Genomic DNA, 21729 nt, shown 5'->3' with positions numbered 1-21729 from the left:
GCTGCGTGTTTGCGCATTTCCAGCACACCTACTCGCGGCCCCTTCAATGCAATCAAACGCTCCGCGTGCAACAAACAGATGTCGATTTTTTCACGCACGGACGGCTCCGCAACCAGTTCTCCTGTCGTCAGGTACTGGATGGTTCGGTACAGCATCCACGGATTGCCGAGTGCAGCGCGTCCGATCATGACGCCGTCGCAACCCGTCGTATCGAGCATGCGGCGAGCGTCCTCTGGTGTCGCCACATCACCGTTGCCGATAACTGGAATGGAAACAGCTTCCTTCACTCGTCCGATCCAGCTCCAGTCCGCCTGACCCTTGTACATTTGCACGCGAGTCCGACCGTGGACGGCGATGGCTTTGCCGCCTGCACGCTCAACCGCCTTGGCGTTTTCCAGGACATACAAGTGCTCTTCATCCCAGCCCAGTCGCATTTTGACCGTAACCGGCTTTTCGACAGCATCGACAACAGCCGATACTACCTCGTAAATTTTGTCCGGGTCGAGCAACAGGCGAGCACCTGCATCACAGCTCGTAATTTTCGGAACAGGACACCCCATGTTGATGTCGATAATGTCTGCGTTCGTATGTTGATCTACATACTTCGCCGCTGGAACGAGCGTTTCCTTGTCACCGCCAAAAATCTGCAAGCTCAGCGGTTTCTCGCGTTCGTCGACATACAGCATGTCGATGGTCTTTTTATTGCCGTGCACGATGCCTTTGTCGCTGACCATCTCCGCACAGACAAGTCCTGTCCCAAATTCTTTCGCAATCAAACGAAAAGCAGGGTTGCAAACACCTGCCATCGGGGCGAGAACCACGTTATTTTTCAGTTCAATATTTCCGATTTTCATCTATTTCGACCTCCTATTCCCGATATGCGGGGTCTTGGAGAGGTGAGACTCATCCAAACTGCCTATCCTTTATTTTATAGCACATAATTCTTCATAGTCGACCTGTAAAGTGCTGGCGATCTTGCGCAGTACAGGTTCTGTCGGCGTGCGAGTCCCCCGCTCCAGCGATCCGACGAACGACAGCGACACTCCCAGCTTTTCCGAAAGGGACTGCTGTGTATACCCTTTTAACTTCCGAAAGGATCTGATCCGATTTCCCAGTTGATTGCTCCCCACTCTCGTACCCCCTTGTGATCTTCTGCCAATAAGGAAAGATAATGGTCAATGGTCTGGCTGTAACCAGGCAAAGCATCGCCCTCCCAAATGTCTCGCAACGGAACCAGCACAAAAGCGCGCTCGCTCAAACCAGGGTGCGGGATAACCAGATGCTCCAGCGACACACTGGAGGTGCCATACAAAAGAAGGTCAATATCAATCGTACGCGGCCCCCAACGAATGGTTCGAACGCGCCCCAGAACGCGTTCTACCGACAAAGCCGCATCCAATAGCTGCTCGGGAGAAAGGTCTGTCTCTATCGCCACAGCCATATTCAAAAACGCCTCTTGCTCGACGTAGCCGAACGGCTCTGTCTCATAAACAGCGGATACGCGCAAAACCCGGATTCCCGGCTGCTCGTTCAGCTTCTGGATCGCCTGACGCAAATTTTCCGCACGATGGCCCTGGTTTGATCCAAGCCCCAGATACGCTACCACACTCATGAAGCAAAATCCTCTCTTCTGCGCGTCATTTCAATGGCAACCGACTCATAGTGGCCGTTGATCGGAGGATTGGGCTTGGTCACCTTTACTTTGGCTTCTTGCAACGGAAAAGTCGTCAAAAGTTGCTCGGCAATTACAGCAGTCAGCTTTTCAACCAGATTGAACCGTTCGCCCTCGACAATTTTTTGCACACAAGTAAAAATATCGGCGTAATTGACGGTATGCTGCAGATCATCGCTCGCCCCTGCCTGCGACAAGTCGACAAGAAGCTCCAAATCGACATAAAAACGCTGACCCAGCTCGGCTTCTGCGCCAAAGACACCATGATAGCCATAAAACGACATGCCATTAAAATAAATTTTGTCCATCGTTAAATGCCCCCCTTCATCATCGCATCCATCATCTTGGTGACCCGTTTCATCTCTTTTACATCGTGCACCCGAACCATATGGCAGCCTTTGGCTACGCCCAGGGCAACAGTCGCTGCCGTGCCCTCTACCCGTTCCTCTACTGGCAAGTCGAGGACATGTCCGATCATCCGCTTGCGCGAGGTCGCGAGCAGAACCGGATAGCCGAGAGCAACCAGATCATCGAGTCTGCGCATGGTTTCGAGGTTTTGCTCGACCGTTTTGACAAAGCCGATCCCCGGATCGAGAATAATCTGTTCCTCACGCACACCCGCGCGCAAGGCAATCTGTACGGATTCTCGCAAATCTCTGACATAATCGGAGAAAAAGTGCTGGTAGTCGGTGTCAGGGCGGTTGTGCATCAAAATGATTGGCACGCCGCTCTTCGCAGCTACTTCGGCCATGCGCGGATCGCGCTTTGCTCCCCAAACGTCGTTGATGATATGCGCCCCAGCGTCCAGTGCGCGCTCCGCCACCGCCGCCTTGTATGTATCAATCGAAAGAGGAACCGACAGCTCCTTTGTCAAAAGCCGAATGACAGGCAGCACCCGATCCAGCTCCTCAGCCTCATCTACAGGCATCGCTCCCGGGCGTGTCGATTCGCCGCCGATGTCAATGACATCCGCCCCTGCCTCCACCATGGCGCACGCCTGCGACAAAGCTTGCTCCACATCCACAAAACGGCCGCCGTCGGAAAAGGAGTCGGGCGTTACATTCAAAATCCCCATCACCAATGTGCGCTCGCCAAGCGGAAGTGTGTACTGTCCGCAGTCCAGCTTTCGTCTGGCTCGAAGGCGAGACGGCAGCGCCAAAATCTCCCGTACCTCTGCCGCCACCGCGCCAGACTCGCCAGCGCTTTTTTCCAGCTGTTGCAGAGCCTGCTCCAACTGCTTGTGGCCCGCGAGCAAAAGCATCCGTTTTCGCTCAATCGTACCCGGTTGCCCAGACACAACCGCCTCGGCCCCGGTCGCGAGCATGTTCTGCCGCACTTGTTCGGCAAGCTCGCTGCTCATGTTTTCCACATGGATCATCAAACCTGCTCGCCACTCAGCCAACTGTTCAGCCAAATGGCCAAAAACGCCCCGATCGGCAAGCTCCGCAATCATTTCGTCGACGGTTGCCGCATGGATTCGAAATGGATTGTACTTCATGGACCTACTCCCTTTTTCCGTCTTCGCATGTTGATTAGTAGCATACCATAATTTACATGAAGGTCGCTACAGACTGACGGTAGGCGAGGTGCAGTTCGTTCGTGTATTTCCCGTAGACCGCTGGAACGAAAGTCCCGTCCACCTCCAGCACAGGCACGATTTCCTGCACAGAGTTGGTCGTAAATACTTCATCCGCCGCAAGCAGGTCTTCCAGCCGATACCGTCCTTCTGCTGTCGGGATCGCCAATTGCTCGGCCAAGCGCAAAACATGGCGGCGAGTCACCCCATCGAGAATGCTCGTATCCAGAGAAGGGGTGAACAGATGCCCGTCCCTGACCCAGAAAAGATTGCTGACGATGCCTTCCGCGAGAAAACCGTCGTGCGTCAAAAACAGCCCTTCCGTATCCGTGCGCGCCCCCAGCTCCTGGCGAGCCAATGCGTTGTTGAGGTAGTTGTGCGATTTAAACCGCTGGTGCCCCTCCGCCGTCTGGCGCGGCAATGCCAACGTCTGGAGTCGCTTGGGCTTGGGCGGCACCTCAAGCGCGGCAACCGGCTTGGCAAATACAAACAAAGATGGGCGCTCGTAGCCGCCAGCTACCAAGCCTACCCCTTCCGGCCCCGCCGTGACGCTGAGACGTACATACGCGTCCCTCAGCCCGTTCGCTTCGACGGTTTGCCTGATGGCATCCGCCAGCTCTTCTTTTGACCAGACAAGCTTGATTTGCAACGCCAAAAGCCCGGAACTCAGCCGGGCAAAATGGTCGTCCCACAGAAACAGTTTGCCATCGTATACACGCAACGTTTCAAACAGACCGATGCCATACAAAAAACCGTGATCCAAAATCGATACACTCGCCTCATGAGCCGGACAAATTGTCCCGTTTGCATAAATGTGCATCTGCGCACTCTCCCGATACTATTGTCGAGAGCATCATACCATATTTTCCGGGGAGAGCGCAGATTCGGAAGCACGCTTGCCATGAACAAAGCGCGAGATTGTGATCGAGATTTCGTACAAAACGATCAACGGAACAATCACCATAATATCGGACAAAAAGTCGGGCGGAGTAATCGTAATCGAAATGATCGCCAGCACCAGGTAGGCAGGCTTGCGCATTTTGGCCAATCGATGCGGATTCAAAATGCCCAGATGGCTCAAAAACAGCACGACGACAGGCAGCTCAAACAAAAGTCCAAACGGCAGGCACAAATTCAACATAAAGCTAAAGTAGTCATTTGCCGTAATCACCAGTTCAAAATTCCCGTTTGACAGCCCCAGCACGAATTGGTACATCATCGGAAACAAGACAAAGTAGGCAAAAGACAGCCCGAACAAGAACAACAGAAACAGCGCCGGGATGTACATCAGCGCCACTTTTCTCTCCCGCTCCTCCAATGCCGGAACGACGAATCGCCACGTCTGATAGGCAGCCACAGGAATTGTGACAGCTACCGCGCCAACCGCAGACAACTTTACATAGATTGACAAAATATCACCCGGGCCGAGGATAGCCAGTTTTTCGCCGGAATGATTCGACAACGCCAGGTAAATGTGATCGACAAACAAAAAACAGATGATCATGCCGATGACCAGTGTCGCAGCCACGATCAGCAGTCTGCGGCGCAGATCACTCAGATGCTCCAAAACAGGCATCTCCTGATTCACAAGCTCTCCTCCTTACGCGCTGCGCTGCAAAAAGGCAGTGCGCCAAATGAACGCACCGCCTTTTCCCACGCCGGAATTAGTTGCTTCGTTTTACCGCTTCTTCTCCGACCGCGCCTTTGTCTTTGCCTTCATCGTCGTCCTTGGTCAAATCTCTGGCAGCCGTTTTAAACTCCGTCAGCGTACGACCAAAAGCGCGACCGATCTCCGGCAGCTTGCTCGGCCCGAAAACGATCAGTGCGATGATCAAAATCAAGATCAGTCCAGGAATCCCGATGCTCGATAGCATGGTGCGCTACACTCCTTGTCCTAGAAACCAGTAATGGCAATCACGCTCGGCAAAGCTGCTGCATTTCCGCCTTTTGGCCAATGGCTGGTTGGCTGGCTGTAGTCCTTGAGGTTTTCGCCCGGATGCTGTACCGACAAAAACAGCGTTGTTTCATCAGGCGTAAACCAAGGCCCTGTCATTTCCGCGCCTACCGGAGCAGAGGCAAACTGTGCAGCCTGTCCTTTGTTGTTGCCCGTAGTCGGAATGAAAAATACCCCGTTGTTCCCAAACGATTTGTAAATCCCGCTGTTCATGGAGGAAGAAGAGATGTCCGTAACGACCCACAGGTTGCCTGCGCTGTCAAACGCCATGTTGTCCGGCGCAGCAAAACCGCTTTGCGGACCGCCTGCGGCAAAAATCTCAAACGTGAACTCGCCGCCTGCATGGTTGTTGTCTTTTTCGAACAAACGCACGATTTGCCCGTAGAAGTTGCCATGCTTGTCGTTGTTCGTCAGGGCGATGAACACGGAACCGTCAATCGGATGGACTTCCAGATCTTCAGGGCGATCCATCGGAGTAGCTCCAACCGCTTTGGAAGCTTCGCGGCAATTGACCAAAACGTCAGCCTGGGAAGCAAACAGCAGCTTGCCTTCCGCATTCACGGCTTTTTTCAAAGCGTCATTGGTGGCCAAATCCAGCGCGACCCATTTGCCTTTGCCAAAGTTGGCGACATAAAGCGTCCCTTCCTCCAGCAGCCGGGAATTGCCTTTCCCCGCCTTCGGATCGAACTTCGCTTTGGAAACGTATTTGTACACGTACTGGTCTTTGGCATCATCGCCCATGTATACGACCAGTTGACCTGATGGCGCCAGCACCATGGCAGTATTCTCGTGGGAGAAGCGGCCGAGCGCTGTATGCTTTTTCGGAGTCGACTTCGGATCAAACGGATCTACTTCAATAACCCAGCCATAATGGTTTGCCTCAGGCAGCTTGCAATCGCCTACGACGTCCATGTAGTTTTCCTCACAGGAAAGAACTGTATTCCACAGTGTCACGCCGCCAGAGCAGTTGGCAAACGTCCCGGTTACTTCTTTGGCGATCGAAGCTGCCGGCCCTGTCAGTACGTGTTTGGTCAGCCCGCTGACACGACGGCCGTACTTGGAGTCCGCAACCAGCTTCCACTTGCCTTGTTCCTTTTTGATTTCGATGACAGAGCCGCCCAGCGCGTACAAATACTTTTTGATTTGCTCGGGAGTGCGCTTGTTGTCTTCTGCGTCCGCTTTCAAGTAATCGTATCCGTTCACATAATATTCCAACTCACCTAAATATTCGTGATTTACCCAAAGCAGTCCATGGTCTGATTTGCCCTCGATGGGCAGAAAACAGGTGAAGTCATTATTGAAGCCAAAAGTGTCGCCAGCCGCGTTGATCTTGTCTCCATAGGAAGCGATCACATCGTACTTGAATCCCTCTGGCAGGACGACGTCGTCTTTCGTTGTCGGATGGATTTCCTTGAACTTCGGGTTGAAATGGTGGTTTTTTGTTTCGAGGCCAAACAGATGATCGGCTGTTTTTCCAGACAAGGTACTGCCTGCTGCCAAGGCAGGGATTCCGGTTGCCATCGATGCCAGTGCTGCTGTACCTGCTCCTAGATAAGTCAAAAACTGTCGACGATTTACATCCATTTCACTCTCTCCTTTTTCGCCATCTTTCGCTTCATTGTACAAGCCGAATGTCGAGAGAGAGTAAACGCTGTATAAAGAGTCTGTAAATGAAAAAACCGCCTGAAATCAGGCGATTTTTGTCGTGTATGCATTCATGATCCTGTCGTATGGCGGGCGTAGGTGGTGAGGAAGTTTTGCAGCAACTGTTTGCCGTGCTCGGTAATAATCGATTCGGGGTGGAACTGCACGCCCTCAATCGGATATTCCCGATGGCGCAATGCCATGATCTCGCCTTCAGCGGTTCGCGCCGTAATTTCCAGCTCACTCGGGATGGACGCTTCCTCCACAATCAAGGAGTGATAACGTGCCGCTGTAAAAGGGGAAGGAATGCCCTGAAAAATCGTCTTCCCGTCGTGAATGACCTCAGACGTTTTGCCATGCATCAACCGTTCGGCGCGAATGACTTTTGCTCCAAACACTTGTCCAATCGACTGGTGTCCCAGGCACACTCCCAAAATCGGGATTTTCCCCGCAAAGTGGCGAATGGCCTCCATGCTGATCCCCGCTTCGTTTGGCGTGCACGGGCCAGGCGAGATCATCAAGTAATCGGGAGCCAGCCGCTCGATTTCTTCCAGCGTGATTTTGTCGTTGCGGTACACTTGCAGCTCTTCGCCAAGCTCACCTACATACTGCACCAGGTTGTACGTAAAGGAATCATAGTTATCGATCATTAAAATCATCTTACTCTCATCTCCTCTCAACTCATCGTTCTCTGCTCGCTAATCTCTAGGGCCTTCCACAACGCTTCTGCCTTTTTCAAAGACTCGGCGTACTCCGCCTCGGGGACAGAGTCGATCACAATGCCTGCTCCTGCCTGCACATGAGCCATTCCATCCTTGACGACCATCGTCCGGATGGCAATATTGACCTCTACATCGCCGTTAAAGCCAAACCAGCCGATTGATCCTGTGTACACGCCACGTTTGACCGGCTCCAGCTCCTCGATGATTTCCATCGTCCGAACTTTTGGCGCTCCGGTAATCGTTCCGCCCGGAAAAGTGGCCGCTACCGCATCGAAAGCATCTTTGCCCTGGGCCAGCTCTCCTTTTACATGGGAGACGATATGCATCACGTGCGAGTATTTCTCCACGACCATGAACTCGCTGACCTCCACGCTGCCAAAACGACAGACGCGGCCCAGGTCATTGCGTTCCAAATCGACCAGCATCACGTGCTCTGCGCGCTCCTTTTCGTTGTCAATCAGCTCACGCGCCAATGCCTCATCCTGCTCATCGGTTTGCCCGCGCGGACGCGTCCCTGCGATCGGGCGTGTATGAACTTCCCCGCCCTTGACCTTCACCAACAGCTCAGGGGAAGCGCTGACCAGCTGAAACTCCGGGAAGCTGAGGTAGCCCATGTAAGGAGACGGATTCAGCTTGCGCAGCACCTGATACACATCCGGCGCCGTCACCTGCATTGGTTTGCTTTGCCGCACAGACAGGTTCACCTGGAAAACGTCGCCTTGGGCGATATACTCCTGAACCCGACGGACGGCATCCTCGAACTGATCTTTGGCAAAAGACACCGCTGCTGGCGTCTCATGAACCAGCGGTCTTTTGCGCAATTGCTCCCAGTCTTCGGCATCCGTCTTCGCCACAAGATTTTCCAGTGAATTCAGCCTTTTTGCAAGGCGTTCCTCCGCTTGGCGATAAGTCTCTTCGCTCAACTCTTTTGCAGACAAATGAGTCAGACAGACGATCTCTCGCGTCTGATGATCAAAGACAACAAGGTCTTGCATTATCATAACATACAGATCTGGCAACTGTAAGTCGTCCGTTGCGATCTCGGGAAGCGTAGGCTCAAAAAAGCGGTTCATATCATAGCTGAGATACCCCACTGCCCCACCGGAAAAATCAGGCATATCTGGAACGACTGGCGTGCGATAGCGGGCAAGCAATTTTCGCAATGCATCAAGCGGTTGGTCCGCTTCCACATTTTCTACCTGACCATCGGGGTAGACAGCGATCGTTTCCCCTCGCTGACTGCGCAAGGTAGCTACAGGCTGATAAGCCAAAAACGTGTACCTTCCCACTCGGCCGCTTTCCAAAAGAACAGCATCCTGCATGGACGGCTGCAAGGCAGTCAGCACCTGCCAAGGATCGATTTCGGAAGACCATTTACCGCGAAGAGCAAGAGGAACAAAAGGATATGTCAATGCGTACGACTGGCACTGGGCAAAGGTAGGGAACATCAATTTCGCTTCACGCTCCGGTTTTTTCACTATTTATCCGTTCATTATATAGTCGTCCCAGGCAAAAAGAAAAGACCACGCAGCCAAAATGGCATACCGTGGCCTCCCGTATTTTTTGCCAATCAATCCTCGAATTGGTACAGAGGAGTAGACAGGTAGCGTTCGCCGTTGGATGGGATGATGGCGATGACTTTTTTGCCTTTGCCCAGCTTGGCAGCTACTTGCAAAGCCGCATGGATCGCTGCCCCCGAAGAAATGCCGCCGAGAATGCCTTCCTTGCGAGCTACTTGGCGAGCTGTTTCAAAAGCTTCCTCGTTCTCTACCTTGATGATTTCGTCGTAAATTTGCGTATCAAGAATTTCCGGAACAAAGCCTGCTCCGATTCCTTGAATTTTGTGCGGTCCTGGCTTGCCGCCGGACAATACTGGGGATGCTGCCGGCTCTACGGCAACGATCCGCACGTCTGGGTAGTGCTCGCGCAAGACTTGACCGACACCTGTGATCGTTCCGCCTGTTCCGATCCCGGAAATAAAAGCATCAACGCCGCCAATTTCCTTTGCCTGCTCCAACAGCTCACGCGCTGTCGTATCGCGGTGCACAGCAGGGTTGGCTTTGTTTTTGAATTGTTGCGGAATAAAGTAGGTGCTGTCTTCTTTTGCAAGCTCTTCCGCTTTGCGAATCGCTCCGCCCATTCCTTCGGCACCTGGAGTGAGCACCAGTTCCGCACCATACGCGCGCAGCAAGTTGCGGCGCTCGATACTCATCGTCTCCGGCATGACCAGAATGGCGCGATAGCCTTTTGCAGCAGCGACCATCGCCAGGCCGATTCCTGTATTTCCGCTCGTCGGTTCAATGATCGTATCCCCTGGCTTCAGGCTGCCATCCGCTTCGGCTGCCTCAATCATCGCAAGCGCGATCCGATCTTTCACGCTGCTTCCCGGGTTGAAAAACTCAAGCTTCAAGTAAACATCTGCGATATCTTCGGTGACAACACGATTCAGCTTCACAAGCGGAGTAAATCCAATCAAATCAGTAATGGAATTAGCCACGCGCATATGTCCTGCCCCCTTATATTAATAAGCCGAGTAAAACGCTAGGATTTATTGTCATAATTATATCAACGGTCGCCCATTTGGTCAATGAGGCATTTGCCCAGAAATCTGAACGCCTACGGACTCGCGCATCCGCTCCAAAACCACATCGAGAGATTCCACTTGCGCAAAGGCAATTTCCCGGCGCAATTCCTCTTTTACCTCGGCAAAAGTTCTCTGTGTCGCATCCCGCTTCTGCTCCAGGTGATAGATGACGTATTGATCCCCGGTTTTGACTGCTCGGCTATTGTCTTTTGCCTTCAAGCTTTCTATTTCGTTCCACGCTTCATCAGGCAGCTTCGGGTCGCGCAGGGATACCCACCCCAAATCTCCGCCTGTGGTCGCCGTTTTTTGGTCGATCGAGCGTTCCTTGGCGAGAGTCTGGAAATTGGCCCCCTGCTTTAATTCGGCCGCTACCTGCTCCGCTTCTTTTTGGGATGCAACGGCAATTTGATACAGTCGCACCTGCATCGGGCGCGTATACCGATCTGCCCGGCTTTCATATACTTTCATCACTTCGTCGTCACTAACCGAGATATCTTTGGTAGCCAATGTTTGCAGCAGAATTTGATAAGTAATCTCCCGCTTCACCGCATCAAGGCTCGTTCCAGCCTGCTTTTGCAGCGCTTGCTGAAACTCGCTGTCCGTACGGCTGCCATAGCTGTCGCGAATTTGTTCCAGTTCCTGCTCAACCTGTTTCGGATCGGCGCTGACACCCAAGCGCTTCGCCTCCTGAAAAACGACCTCCCGATTGATGAGATCGTTCAGAACCTGCTCCCCGAACTTCTGTTTGAGCGCCGATACATACTCGGCTTCACTGATTTTCACATCTCCGACGATAGCCGCAGGTTGCAGCTTGCCTGACGACTGGAACCAGGCCCAGGTCACGGCAAGCAACAGCAACACGAGCGCCCCAATGAATGCCCACAACCCTTTTACATTGGTCATGCCATCCTCTCCCTTAGTTGACGCCGCGCGATTGTCCTTACATGTCTTTCATGATGTTCTCTAACGCGGCTCTGTCATAGTGATAACGTTCATTGCAAAAATGACAGTGAACTTCCGCTTCGCCCTGCTCTTCAAGAAGACTCTCCATCTCTTCGCGTCCCATGCTGATCAGAGCCTGAACCACCTTGTCCTCGTTGCACTTGCAGTGGAATACAATGTCTGTGCGGCTCAGATACTTAGGCTCGTCCAATACGCGGGCCAAAATTTCCTCCGGCGACAAGCCCTCGCCAATCATGCGGGAAACTTGCGGCAGCTGTCCCAAGCGTTCTTCGATTTTTGCCACGACCTCTTCAGGCGTGTTCGGCAAAAGCTGAAGAATAAAGCCGCCAGCCGCCAAGACGGAGCGGTCATCCGGGTTTACCAGCACACCTACGCCTACCGCTGACGGCGTTTGCTCGGACACGACAAAATAGTAAGTGAGATCTTCCCCGATTTCACCTGAGACAATCGGCGAGCTGCCTTGATAAGGCTCTTTCAGTCCCAAATCTTTTGTCACGTACACAAAGCCTTCCGTTCCAACGGCACGCGCTACATCCAGCTTGCCTTTTTCATTCAGCTCGAAGTGCACTTGCGGGTTGGTAGCGTAGGCAATCCCTTCGCCATCGGCATTGGCCTCAGCGACGATCTGCCCAATCGGACCTCCCCCTTTTATTTTGACAGAGAGGCTCTCGTTTCCTTTTAACATGGCTCCCATCATCAGAGAGACGGTCAAAGTACGTCCTGTCGCTGCCGTTGCCGTGTTCCACATATCGTGGCGGCGGCGCACTTCTTCCACAATATCTGTCGTCCGTGCAGCAAAAGCACGTACGTGTCCGTCAAATCCGGTTGCTCTTATCAAATAATCGCTCATCTGGCGATCCTCCTTCTTGCATCCAATGTTCAAATGGTCTTTATCAGTTTACCACAAGAAGCCAGACGTACGCGCTTTCCACTGACTAAACGAACACTTGCAGACGATCGCAAAAGCAAAACCCCTTCCAGTAGTAGAAGGGGTCGGTAATGACATCAAGTCAGATAGTCTTTCAGAACTTTCGACGCTTTTTGCGTTCGCAATCGGTCAATCGTCGTCGCTTCAATCTGGCGGATTCGTTCGCGGGTCAGGCCAAACATTTTGCCTACTTCCTCCAGCGTGTACACATGGTCATCATACAGACCGTAGCGCATGGAGATAATCTCTTGTGCCCGCGGGCTAAGCCGCTCCAGCGCTGCATGCATCTGGGAGCGCAAGTCCACCTTTTCAATCCAGTCATCCAGCGAGGACAGTCCATCGTCCATGATTTCAGCGTAGCTCAGACACTCGTCCTCATGCTCCGCCAGCCATTTTTCGCTGTCCAGTTCGGCATCAATCGACTCCATTTTCATCATCAACGCCTGCTCGATTGCATCGACCTTTTCCAGCGGAATGTCGAGCAGTCCGGCAATTTCGTGTCGATCCGGCGTCCGGTTCAACGCGTGAATCAGATGCAACACTTGCTTTTGATACTGGCGAATTTGCTCATGCATGTGGACAGGAATGCGAATCAACGCACCTTTGTCATTGATTGCGCGGGTGATCGCCTGGGAAATCCACCAGTGCGAGTAATGATAGAGACGTACGCCGCGTCCCACATCAAATTTGTCTATGGCGGTAAACAAACCAATCGTCCCTTCCTGAATCAGGTCCAGGAACGGCATGCCTCTTCTCAAATGGCGCAAGGCTGTACTGACAACGTAGCGCAAATAGGCGCGAACAATCGTTTCACGTGCCTCCATGTCGCCATGCTTCTGATAGCGAACCAGGCAAGCCAACTCTTCTTCTTTGTCCAACATGGGTGTTGCAGCGACGCTTTCCAAAAACAGCAAGGCGGACGTGTCAGACCGAAGCGATCTGGGCACCACGATCCCCAGCTGTGTTTCTACTTCCCGCCAACGACTGGGAGTGGAATGGAATGAGGAGGTACTCAAAGTCATATGCAACCCTCACTTCTCTGGAATGGGAGTTCACGATGAAGTTAGGCGAGTTTACGAAGTTGTTTACTGTAACCGTATTTCGACAAAACTTGTTTGATTCCTGCCAGTTTACAGAATATTAACAGTTCTCCCCTTTATGCGTTGTTTGTAAACCTTCCTTAATATAGAGGCGAGCCTGGTCGACAAAAAAGCCATCCCTGAATGCGGGACGGCTGAAGAATCATGTCGAATAGTGTAAAAGGAGTCTGTACTTTACTGATAAAGATGACAGGCAGCAAAATGGTTGGTGTCCACTTCTTGCCACACAGGCTTTTTCTGGGCGCAAACCTCTGTCGCGACAGGGCAACGCGTACGGAACACACAGCCGCTGGGCGGATTGATCGGACTGGGCACGTCGCCTTCGATAATCTTCCGCTCGCGGTTTTTCTCCAGGTCTGGATCGGGAACAGGAATAGCCGACAGCAACGCCTGCGTATACGGATGCTTGGGAGACTCATACAACTTTTCGCTCGTACTCATTTCTACCATGTTGCCCAGGTACATCACACCGATCCTGTCGCTGATATGTTTAACCATGGCAAGATCGTGGGCGATAAACAAATACGTCAAGTTTTGCTCCCGCTGCAAATTTTTCATCAAATTCACAACCTGTGCCTGAACCGATACATCGAGGGCCGAAATCGGCTCATCTGCGATAACGAACTTCGGATTGACGGCAAGTGCGCGGGCAATCCCGATCCGCTGGCGCTGCCCGCCGCTGAACTCATGCGGAAAACGGTTCGCATGCTCCTTTTGCAGGCCCACCATCTCCAGCAGCTCGACTACCCGCTTCATCCGCTCTTTCCCCTTGTAAAGCCCGTTCAATTGCAGACCTTCTCCGATAATTTCGGCGATATTCATCCGCGGATTCAGCGACGCGTACGGGTCCTGAAAAATCATCTGAATGTTTTTCGTAATCTTGCCTCGATCGGCAGCAGAAGCTTTGTGCACGTTCAGCCCGTCAAACAGCACCTCGCCGGAGGTCGGTTGATACAAGCCGATAATCGTACGGCCAGTCGTTGATTTTCCGCAGCCAGATTCGCCTACCAGTCCAAACGTCTCCCCTTCGTAAATGTCAAAGGAGACGTCGTCAGCCGCCTTCAGTGAGAGCCCTTTGCCAAGCGCAAAGGTTTTTGTCAGGTTTCTTACCTGGACCAGCTTTTTTCTTTCCATCTGGCTACTCCTCCCCGTTATCCTTTTACCAGTATCGTCTGGAGATCGCATGTTCCTTTTTCAGCTTGTAGCTGTCGAGCTTGACGATCTCGATGGCGCTTCGGGAATCCGGTGAATGGATCATTTCCCCGTTGCCGATATAAATGCCGACGTGATGGACTCTGCCTCTTCCTTCTTCATAGGCAAAAAACAGCAGGTCACCCGGAAGCAAATCGGCTTTTTCAATCAATTCCCCGGCTCTGGCCTGATCAGAAGCATCGCGCGGAATTTGAATGCCGACAGAGCGGTGCATATTGTAGGCAAAGCCGGAGCAGTCATATCCATATGACGACATGCCGCCCCACAAATAATGCAGATCGAGGAAGCGCTTGCCCGACTCCACAATGGCCTCGCCGCGATTTCCGGTCAGTTCGATCGGCTCGTTTGCCCGCACAATGGCGACATCCGCTTTTGGCAAAAGAGCTTCGCCGTTCGGCACTGCTACTTTCACCCACTCGGAACCGTCTTCTACGAGCGGCAGCTTCGTCAAGAAAGCAAGCTCGATCCCCGGCTCCTGCTCTGTGGAATGCAGACGGGTAAACGCCGCTGTAACCATCGCCAAATTTTGTCCATCCTGCACAGCAAAGGCGGCAGACCACGGACTGAGCTGGCGCGACGGCACCCAACCTGGATAGCCCGTTTCGTTTTTGCTGGTCGTCTGGTCAGGAATCAAAATGTGCACCCAATCGCCCTGCTCTTCCACTACTTCTACGCGAGTGCCGAACAAAACTTGCGTCTGGATCGCGTTGTTGTCATAAAAGCCGAGCTTTTCCTCAACGGTCAGCGAATCAAGCCAACCGCGCGCATCAACCGGAACAGCGAGAGCCGCCTGGTCGATGTCACGGGGAGATTCGGGCTTCGTCCATACAGTTGCGACGGACACGGAGACGATTGCTGGTTTCATTTTCACTCTTCCCCTTCCCACAAACGGATCGAACGAATGCCCAGCCCCGGCGCATCCGGCATCGTCATCACACGGCCATCGTAAGTCACAGCACCATCGATGCCATCATGCAGAAGCATGAGCGGTGCGTCGAAGTCAAAGCGGGTAATATTTTTCTTGCTGGCTGCAAAATGCGCTGCCGCCGAAACAGCCAACCGCGATTCGATCATGCTGCCAACCATGCATGGAATGCCGTGTTCTTCGGCCAATTGGTTGATCAATTGCGCTTTGAAAATGCCGCCCGCCTTCATCAGCTTGATGTTAATCATGTCAGCTGCCCGGTTTTGCAAAACTTGCAACGCCTGCGCCGGCGAAAATACACTTTCGTCAGCCATGATCGGCGTATCCACCGAATCCGTAACCCGCTTCAAGCCTTCCAGATCGTGAGCTTTTACAGGCTGTTCAATCAGTTCGATGCCAAGCCCCATGTCCTCCATTTTGCGAATGGATTGAACCGCTTCTTTCACATTCCATCCCTGGTTGGCATCAAGACGAATTTTCACCTGATTGCCCACGGATTTGCGAATCTCCTGGATGCGCAAAATATCATCCTCGATGTTGTCCTTACCCACCTTAATTTTCAAAACGTTAAAGCCTTGGTTCAAATAAGCAGCCGCATCTTCGCCCATCTCTTTTGGCGAATTGACGCTGACAGTATAGTCCGTTTCCAGCTGGTCGCGATAGCCTCCGAGAAACTGGTACAGCGGCATTCCCGCCCGTTGGGAAATCAAATCGTACAGCGCAATATCAACTGCTGCCTTCGCGCTTGTATTCCCTACCATCGATTGATGCAAAGTTTGAAATACTCGTTCGTAAGCAAGCAAATTCAGACCGATCAATTGCGGCTTCATCGTGTTCATGATGGCAGATTCGATGCTTTCGATGCTGTCGCCGGTAATGACGACAGTAGCAGAAGCCTCTCCCCACCCTACCATTCCGTTGTCGCAAGTGATTTTCACCAAGACAGATTCCAGACTGTTCACCGTGCGCAAAGCTGTTTTAAAAGGCTTTTTCAAAGGTACAGAGATTCTCTTCACTTCGATGGCTTGAATAATCATGTTTTCCTCCATCTTTTCTAGCACGCATGCTTGCTTTATCTATTTTTTCGTTGAATCAAACTAAATTATAGCACTATTAAAACATTCGGCAAAAAAGGGGGAGAGTCATTTCATCCGCCTGAAATGACTTCTCCCGGCAAGCATGTTTTACTTCACGACTGCTTTTCGCAAATCGGTATAGCTGAGCGACGAGCTTTGGATTCCGCTGACTTTGTCGCTGGTGAGCAGCGATGTGTTGTAGAAGTACAGCGGCGCTACTGGCGCTTCGTTCAGCAAGATTTTCTCGGCGTCGTGCAGCATTTGCAAACGTTTGGCATCGTCTGGCTCTTTGTACGCGCCTTCAATCAGCTTGTCGTATTCAGGATTGCCCCATCCAGTGCGGTTGCTGCCGTTCTTCGACTGGAAGATGTCCAGGAAGTTGATCGCATCTCCAAAGTCAGGCAACCAGGAGGAACGGGCAATTTGATATTGCAGCTGTTTTTGCATATCGGTCAAAACTTTTCCTTCTACTTTTTGCAGCTTCACATCTACGCCCAGATTTTGCTTCCACATTTCTTGCGCTGCTTGAGCTGTTTTTTCGTTGGCTGTTCCGCTGCGGTAAGTGAGCGTTACTTCTGGCAGCTGAGTATAGCCTTTTTCCTTCATTCCTTGCTCCAGCAGCTTTTTCGCTTCAGCGGCATCGAACTTCACCAAGTCTCCGCCCACTTGACGGAAATCGCCCGAACCGTTGGCGTCTGGCAAGCCGAAGGAAACGAATCCGGTTCCCGGTTTTTGCTGGCGCATCAACACGAGGTCTACCAATGTTTGACGGTCAATTGCCAGGCTGAACGCTTTGCGAATGTTGACGTTGTCAAACGGCTCTTTTGTCACGTTGAAGCGGTAGAACTCTGTGCCTGCGCCATCTTTTACGTATACTTTGCCATCTTTGAACAACTGGTCAGCCATATCCGCCGGAACGGTTGTGGTTCTGTGCAGCTCTTCATTCGTGAACATTTGGTACTCGGTATTTTCATCATCGATCATTTTCCAGACAGCGCCCGGCAACGTTACGTTTGCCGCATCCCAGTAGTTCTCGCTTTTCATCATTTTCAGTTCGCTGTCATGCTTCCACTCGGTCAGCTTGAACGGCCCGTTGCCCACAAAAGTGCTCGCTTCGGCAGCCCATTTCGGATCTTTTTCCACCGTCGCCTTGTGAACCGGGAAGAACGCCGGGTTAGACGCGAGAAGCAATGTCCAGGAAGCTGGCTGTGCCAAAACAACTTCCAGTGTCTTGTCATCCAACGCTTTTACTTTCACACCGTCTACAGGACCTTTTCCGCTGTTGTACGCTTCGGCCCCTTCGATAATGAAAGCGAGGAAGGCAGCTGGAGATGCCAGCGCCGGGTCGAGCATGCGTTTCCAAGCGTATTCAAAGTCTTGCGCCTTTACCGGCTCGCCGTTGCTCCATTTGTTATCGCGCAAGGTGAACGTATACGTCTTGCCATCCTCGGAAACTTTCCACTCGGAAGCTGCCGCAGGCTGAGGCTTCTGGTTCTCATCCAGTCGCGTCAAACCTTCCATCAAGTTGTTCAAAATGTTGTAGGATGGCTCGTCAAAGCCGACTGGCGGGTCGAGCGAGGTAGGCTCCTTGATGTTGTTCAAAAGCAAAAGCTTGGCTGCCTGATCTCCCGGTGCAGGAGTCTGCTGGTTGTTGGTCGCCGGTGGTGCCGATTCATTGTTCGCTGGCGCTTGACCCGAACTACACCCGGTTACGAACATGGAAACAGCAAGCGAAGCGGAAAGCAAAATAGTCGATAGTTTTTTCACTGTTTCTTCCCCCTTATGATTTTTTTATATGTCGTAAAAGGATAGCGCCGATAGACGACACCCTCTTTTACACCAGATAACCAACTCTTTTGCCCATGCGCCCATGCCTGTAGCCTTGCCCGCTAGGTTCCTGTAGGAGCCTGCATGGCGGCCAGCATTTTTTTCGCTCGCGGATCTTGCAGCCAACAGGATACCGAGTGCTTGCCGTGGACATTCGACTCGGCTGGCTGATAATTCCGGCAAACTTCCAGCGCATAGTCGCAACGAGCAGCAAACGCACAGCCGAGCGGCGGCGCAAACAAATCGGGCGGCGTTCCTGGAATTGGGCTGAGCGGTATGGAGCGATCCGCGTCCAGCCGCGGCATGGAAGCAAGCAGTCCTTTTGTGTACGGATGCTGTGGATTGTAGAAAATATCTTGCACAGGTCCAGACTCGACCACTTTTCCCGCGTACATGACGTTGACTCGATCCGCGATTTTGGCGACTACGCCCAGATCATGCGTAATGATGATGATAGATACACCTGTTTTTTGCTGAATGCTTTTGAACAGGTCAATGATTTGCGCCTGGATGGTCACGTCGAGCGCGGTCGTAGGCTCATCCGCAATGAGAATAGAAGGTCTACAGACAAGCGCTATGGCAATCATGATCCGCTGGCGCATCCCGCCGCTGAATTGATGCAGGTACTGCTTCAGACGGCTTTCCGGGTTGGCGATCCCCACCAGCGTCAAAATCTCGACAGCTTGCCGCCGCGCTTCGCTCTTGCCGACTTTTTGATGGCGAATGATTCCTTCCATGATCTGCTCGCCGATGGAAATGGTCGGATTGAGCGAGGTCATCGCATCCTGAAAGATCATGGAGATTTCTTTTCCGCGTATCTCGCGCATTTCTTTTTCCGGCAGCTTTGCCAAATCTTTGCCTTTGAACATGACGCTGCCACCAGCAATTTTTCCGATATGCTCCGGTATCAGCCTCATGATGCTCTTGGCCGTAACGCTTTTGCCACAGCCAGACTCTCCGACGATGGCAAGCGTCTCCCCTTTGTTCATGGAAAAGCTCACATCACGAACCGCATTCACTTCCCCGCCGTGCGTCTTGAACGTGACACGCAGACCGCTTACCTCCAGCAATTTTTCCGTTTTGTCCATGCCGTCTACCTCCTTGCCTTAGGATCGAACGCATCGCGCAATCCATCACCGAGCACGTTGAACGCAAGCATCGTCAATGAAATGAAGAAAGCCGGGAAAAAGAGCCTCCACCAATGCCCTGACAAAATCGTCGAGAGTCCGTCATTGGCCATCACGCCCCAACTCGCCATCGGAGCCTGCACGCCCAAGCCGAGAAAGCTGAGGAACGCTTCCCCAAAGATCGCGGATGGAACAGACAAAGTGACATAGACAATAATGATGCCTATTGTATTCGGCAAAAGGTGTTTGCGAATGATGTAAAAAGGCTTCGCTCCCATCGTTTTTGCCGCCAGCACATACTCCGAGTTTTTCATCTGAAGCACCTGACCGCGCACGGTACGGGCCATCCCGATCCAGCCAGTCGCGCTCAAAGCGATGATAATCGTGCCAAGCCCAGGTCCCATAACGACCATCAGCAAAATAACGACCAACAAATAGGGCAATCCATACAGGATATCGACGAAGCGCATCATGATGTTATCGACCCGGCCTCCCATATACCCAGCGATACCGCCATACAAGACACCGATAAAAAAGTCGATCAGTGCTGCCATGAAACCAACGAACAAGGAAATGCGCGCCCCGTACCATACGCGGGTGAACACATCGCGCCCGAAATCGTCCGTACCAAACCAGTACGTCCCAGATGGCGCTTTATTTTTCATGATTATCGATTGCTTGGAGTATTCATGTCCTGAAATCATCGGACCGATCGTTGCCATAACCCCGAGAACAATAATGATGACGAGTCCCATCAACGCAAGCTTGTTCCCTTTCAGTCTCTGCCAGGCTCCCTGCCAAAATGTCAATTGAGGTCGCACAATCGCTTCCGAATTGAGGTTGTCTTTGCGCATTGGAATAAACAAGTCGTCAGAAACGATCATCCTTCGCTCTCCTTTCGATGCAGCTTGATTCGCGGATCAATAATGCCGTACAAAACATCGACGACGAACATCAAGAAAATCAAGAGGGCGCTGTAGAACACAGTAGTTCCCATGATCACGGAATAGTCACGGTTGATGATGCCCGCCACGAAATACTTGCCCATGCCGGGAATGGCAAAGATTTTTTCAATGACAAAGCTCCCCGTCAAAACATTGGCGATCAGCGCCCCCAGCAAGGTGACGACAGGCAAAATGGCGTTGCGCAATGCATGCTTGATCACGATTGTCGCAGGCTTTAATCCTTTTGCTTTGGCCGTCTCGATATACTCCTGCGTCAATACCTCCAGCATGTTCGTACGCGTCAGGCGGGCAATAATCGCAATCGGGCCAAACGCCAGCGCCAGTGCCGGCATAACTACGTGTTGCCAGCTGCCCCAGGTCGCTGTCGGGAGAAGCTTCCACTCCACCGCCAAATACTTGATCAGCAAAGGCGCAACTACGAAGCTCGGTATGGATATCCCGAGAACCGCAATGATCATCGCTGCGTAATCGATCAAACGGTTGTGGCGCAATGCGGCAATCACGCCCAGCCCTACTCCTGAAATAATCGCAAAGAGAACAGCAATCAGTCCGAGTTGAAACGAAACCGGAAAACCGCGAGCAATCATTTTGTTGACGGTATCCGCACTGTTCGCAGTGGATGGCCCCAAATCAAATTGCACCAGCTTTTGCAAATACAGACCGTATTGGACAAAGAGCGGCTTATCCAGGTTGTAGTAAGCGTTGAGATTTTGCGCCACGGTCTCGTTCAGCGCTTTTCCCTCTTTTTCAAAAGGAGATCCGGGCACAGCATGCATCAGAAAAAAAGTAACGGTAATAATGAGCCACAACGTAACAATCATGGAGATGAATCTGCGGAAGACAAAAGATAGCAAGGAATCTCCTCCTTTAATCAAAATCCGGCAAAAAGGTTGATGGGCAAAAAGCTGTCGTTCGCATCCCGGTCGGAAAAATGTCTTTCCTTTCCGTATAAGCAAAAAACCCAGCAAATGCGCGATTATCATGGCATTTGCTGGGTTTTACTTACGTGTATGCCGTGCATACGAATAAATAAAGCAGCTTGTGTGTATTCAATTCACTTGGTGACTTCTGCTTTACTTCTCGTGGAAACAGCCTGTTTGTACTTCTTCTGTGCATCCTTGAAGGCAGCAATCAATGTCTTTTGCGAAGATCCAAAATATCGATAGCGAATTTCTTCCCCAATCGCCTCCGACGCAAAGATGGAATGACCGATAAAAATGGATCGGGCAAAATCAGACGTCAGCTGCACCGTAGACGAACAAGCCGCATCTACGATTTTGTCGTTGGTAGTGTCAACGACAAGCCCAATAAAGAAGGCGCTGAACTGCTGCGTAATCGGATTGTTGGACGAAGATTGCGCGTCACCTACGATATAAATGGTATCCTTATCAAACAAGTGGAAAACCCCGCTTTTACTATGCTTAACGGGCCGGCCATGCGGGACGTTTGGAGTG

General features: G+C 52.0%; 23 protein-coding genes (1 of these 23 cut by a window edge). All 23 read right to left on the bottom strand.

Features of this window, described 5'->3' with window-relative positions; all coding sequences use genetic code 11:
- Positions 1–854 carry the 5' portion of a tRNA dihydrouridine synthase DusB gene (dusB, locus tag HP435_RS01255; protein WP_122966726.1) on the bottom strand. Its footprint begins 175 nt before the window's first position, so the window shows 854 of its 1029 coding nt (coding positions 1–854); it begins with the start codon at positions 852–854; its stop codon lies off the left edge, out of view.
- Between the two features lie 69 nt (positions 855–923).
- On the bottom strand, positions 924–1130 hold the full coding sequence (locus HP435_RS01250) for a helix-turn-helix domain-containing protein (protein ID WP_083955635.1): 207 nt from the start codon (positions 1128–1130) through the stop codon (positions 924–926).
- Positions 1082–1612, bottom strand: coding sequence for a 2-amino-4-hydroxy-6-hydroxymethyldihydropteridine diphosphokinase (gene folK / locus HP435_RS01245; protein WP_173599988.1), 531 nt, complete (start codon positions 1610–1612; stop codon positions 1082–1084). The genes HP435_RS01250 and folK overlap by 49 nt, the downstream gene beginning before the upstream one ends.
- Positions 1609–1980 (bottom strand): dihydroneopterin aldolase, encoded by a 372-nt coding sequence (gene folB / locus HP435_RS01240; protein WP_063227483.1) that lies wholly within the window; start codon positions 1978–1980, stop codon positions 1609–1611. Before folB ends, folK begins: the two co-directional genes overlap by 4 nt.
- Positions 1981–1982: 2 nt before the next feature.
- Entirely contained in the window at positions 1983–2795 is an 813-nt protein-coding gene (folP, locus tag HP435_RS01235) for a dihydropteroate synthase (protein WP_370641101.1), read from the bottom strand.
- A gap of 427 nt (positions 2796–3222) precedes the next feature.
- Positions 3223–4068, bottom strand: coding sequence for an aminodeoxychorismate lyase (gene pabC / locus HP435_RS01230; RefSeq protein WP_173599986.1), 846 nt, complete (start codon positions 4066–4068; stop codon positions 3223–3225).
- A 33-nt stretch (positions 4069–4101) separates the two neighbouring features.
- On the bottom strand, positions 4102–4836 hold the full coding sequence (gene tatC / locus HP435_RS01225; RefSeq protein ID WP_122966729.1) for a twin-arginine translocase subunit TatC: 735 nt from the start codon (positions 4834–4836) through the stop codon (positions 4102–4104).
- Positions 4837–4912: 76 nt separating this feature from the next.
- Positions 4913–5122 (bottom strand): twin-arginine translocase TatA/TatE family subunit, encoded by a 210-nt coding sequence (tatA, locus tag HP435_RS01220; RefSeq protein WP_173598161.1) that lies wholly within the window; start codon positions 5120–5122, stop codon positions 4913–4915.
- 20 nt (positions 5123–5142) lie between these two features.
- Positions 5143–6786, bottom strand: a complete 1644-nt coding sequence (locus HP435_RS01215; protein ID WP_173599985.1) for a PhoX family protein — start codon at positions 6784–6786, stop codon at positions 5143–5145.
- A gap of 131 nt (positions 6787–6917) precedes the next feature.
- On the bottom strand, positions 6918–7505 hold the full coding sequence (gene pabA / locus HP435_RS01210) for an aminodeoxychorismate/anthranilate synthase component II (protein WP_122966732.1): 588 nt from the start codon (positions 7503–7505) through the stop codon (positions 6918–6920).
- 17 nt (positions 7506–7522) lie between these two features.
- Complete coding sequence (locus HP435_RS01205) at positions 7523–9016, bottom strand: anthranilate synthase component I family protein (RefSeq protein ID WP_173599991.1); 1494 nt, start codon at positions 9014–9016, stop codon at positions 7523–7525.
- A 122-nt stretch (positions 9017–9138) separates the two neighbouring features.
- Entirely contained in the window at positions 9139–10071 is a 933-nt protein-coding gene (gene cysK / locus HP435_RS01200; RefSeq protein ID WP_122966733.1) for a cysteine synthase A, read from the bottom strand.
- Between the two features lie 81 nt (positions 10072–10152).
- Positions 10153–11055: a peptidyl-prolyl cis-trans isomerase gene (locus tag HP435_RS01195; RefSeq protein WP_173598163.1), complete on the bottom strand. Its 903-nt coding sequence runs from the start codon at positions 11053–11055 to the stop codon at positions 10153–10155.
- A 37-nt stretch (positions 11056–11092) separates the two neighbouring features.
- Complete coding sequence (gene hslO / locus HP435_RS01190) at positions 11093–11965, bottom strand: Hsp33 family molecular chaperone HslO (protein ID WP_122966735.1); 873 nt, start codon at positions 11963–11965, stop codon at positions 11093–11095.
- 155 nt (positions 11966–12120) lie between these two features.
- The gene (locus HP435_RS01185) at positions 12121–13065 is read right to left on the bottom strand and encodes a sigma-70 family RNA polymerase sigma factor (RefSeq protein ID WP_122966736.1); all 945 of its coding nucleotides are present in this window, start codon (positions 13063–13065) and stop codon (positions 12121–12123) included.
- Between the two features lie 252 nt (positions 13066–13317).
- Positions 13318–14277, bottom strand: coding sequence for an ABC transporter ATP-binding protein (locus HP435_RS01180; RefSeq protein WP_122966737.1), 960 nt, complete (start codon positions 14275–14277; stop codon positions 13318–13320).
- Positions 14278–14302: 25 nt separating this feature from the next.
- Complete coding sequence (locus tag HP435_RS01175; RefSeq protein WP_173599984.1) at positions 14303–15220, bottom strand: C40 family peptidase; 918 nt, start codon at positions 15218–15220, stop codon at positions 14303–14305.
- 2 nt (positions 15221–15222) lie between these two features.
- Positions 15223–16317, bottom strand: a complete 1095-nt coding sequence (locus HP435_RS01170; protein WP_122966739.1) for a dipeptide epimerase — start codon at positions 16315–16317, stop codon at positions 15223–15225.
- Between the two features lie 147 nt (positions 16318–16464).
- Positions 16465–18123 (bottom strand): peptide ABC transporter substrate-binding protein, encoded by a 1659-nt coding sequence (locus HP435_RS01165; protein ID WP_122966740.1) that lies wholly within the window; start codon positions 18121–18123, stop codon positions 16465–16467.
- Positions 18124–18245: 122 nt separating this feature from the next.
- A complete protein-coding gene (locus tag HP435_RS01160; protein ID WP_122966741.1) occupies positions 18246–19271 on the bottom strand; it encodes an ABC transporter ATP-binding protein in 1026 nt (341 codons plus the stop codon).
- A 5-nt stretch (positions 19272–19276) separates the two neighbouring features.
- Entirely contained in the window at positions 19277–20164 is an 888-nt protein-coding gene (locus tag HP435_RS01155) for an ABC transporter permease (RefSeq protein ID WP_370641100.1), read from the bottom strand.
- Positions 20165–20190: 26 nt separating this feature from the next.
- Entirely contained in the window at positions 20191–21129 is a 939-nt protein-coding gene (locus tag HP435_RS01150) for an ABC transporter permease (protein WP_063227499.1), read from the bottom strand.
- A gap of 200 nt (positions 21130–21329) precedes the next feature.
- Complete coding sequence (locus tag HP435_RS01145) at positions 21330–21671, bottom strand: DUF3870 domain-containing protein (RefSeq protein ID WP_063227500.1); 342 nt, start codon at positions 21669–21671, stop codon at positions 21330–21332.
- Positions 21672–21729: the final 58 nt, after the last annotated feature.

Origin of the sequence: Brevibacillus sp. HD3.3A (assembly GCF_013284375.2) — a bacterium.
In the GTDB taxonomy this organism is placed as follows: domain Bacteria; phylum Bacillota; class Bacilli; order Brevibacillales; family Brevibacillaceae; genus Brevibacillus; species Brevibacillus parabrevis.
The sequence above is the reverse complement of the archived record's forward strand: the minus strand, read 5'-3'. Positions and strand labels throughout refer to the sequence as shown.

Coding starts and splice junctions, on each gene's coding strand:
- folK (WP_173599988.1), bottom strand. CDS start 1,612: ATGAGTGTGGTAGCGTATCTGGGGCTTGGATCAAACCAGGGCCATCGT.
- folB (WP_063227483.1), bottom strand. CDS start 1,980: ATGGACAAAATTTATTTTAATGGCATGTCGTTTTATGGCTATCATGGT.
- pabC (WP_173599986.1), bottom strand. CDS start 4,068: ATGCACATTTATGCAAACGGGACAATTTGTCCGGCTCATGAGGCGAGT.
- tatA (WP_173598161.1), bottom strand. CDS start 5,122: ATGCTATCGAGCATCGGGATTCCTGGACTGATCTTGATTTTGATCATC.
- HP435_RS01215 (WP_173599985.1), bottom strand. CDS start 6,786: ATGGATGTAAATCGTCGACAGTTTTTGACTTATCTAGGAGCAGGTACA.
- pabA (WP_122966732.1), bottom strand. CDS start 7,505: ATGATTTTAATGATCGATAACTATGATTCCTTTACGTACAACCTGGTG.
- HP435_RS01205 (WP_173599991.1), bottom strand. CDS start 9,016: ATGTTCCCTACCTTTGCCCAGTGCCAGTCGTACGCATTGACATATCCT.
- cysK (WP_122966733.1), bottom strand. CDS start 10,071: ATGCGCGTGGCTAATTCCATTACTGATTTGATTGGATTTACTCCGCTT.
- HP435_RS01195 (WP_173598163.1), bottom strand. CDS start 11,055: ATGACCAATGTAAAAGGGTTGTGGGCATTCATTGGGGCGCTCGTGTTG.
- hslO (WP_122966735.1), bottom strand. CDS start 11,965: ATGAGCGATTATTTGATAAGAGCAACCGGATTTGACGGACACGTACGT.
- HP435_RS01185 (WP_122966736.1), bottom strand. CDS start 13,065: ATGACTTTGAGTACCTCCTCATTCCATTCCACTCCCAGTCGTTGGCGG.
- HP435_RS01180 (WP_122966737.1), bottom strand. CDS start 14,277: ATGGAAAGAAAAAAGCTGGTCCAGGTAAGAAACCTGACAAAAACCTTT.
- HP435_RS01175 (WP_173599984.1), bottom strand. CDS start 15,220: ATGAAACCAGCAATCGTCTCCGTGTCCGTCGCAACTGTATGGACGAAG.
- HP435_RS01170 (WP_122966739.1), bottom strand. CDS start 16,317: ATGATTATTCAAGCCATCGAAGTGAAGAGAATCTCTGTACCTTTGAAA.
- HP435_RS01160 (WP_122966741.1), bottom strand. CDS start 19,271: ATGGACAAAACGGAAAAATTGCTGGAGGTAAGCGGTCTGCGTGTCACG.
- HP435_RS01155 (WP_370641100.1), bottom strand. CDS start 20,164: ATGCGCAAAGACAACCTCAATTCGGAAGCGATTGTGCGACCTCAATTG.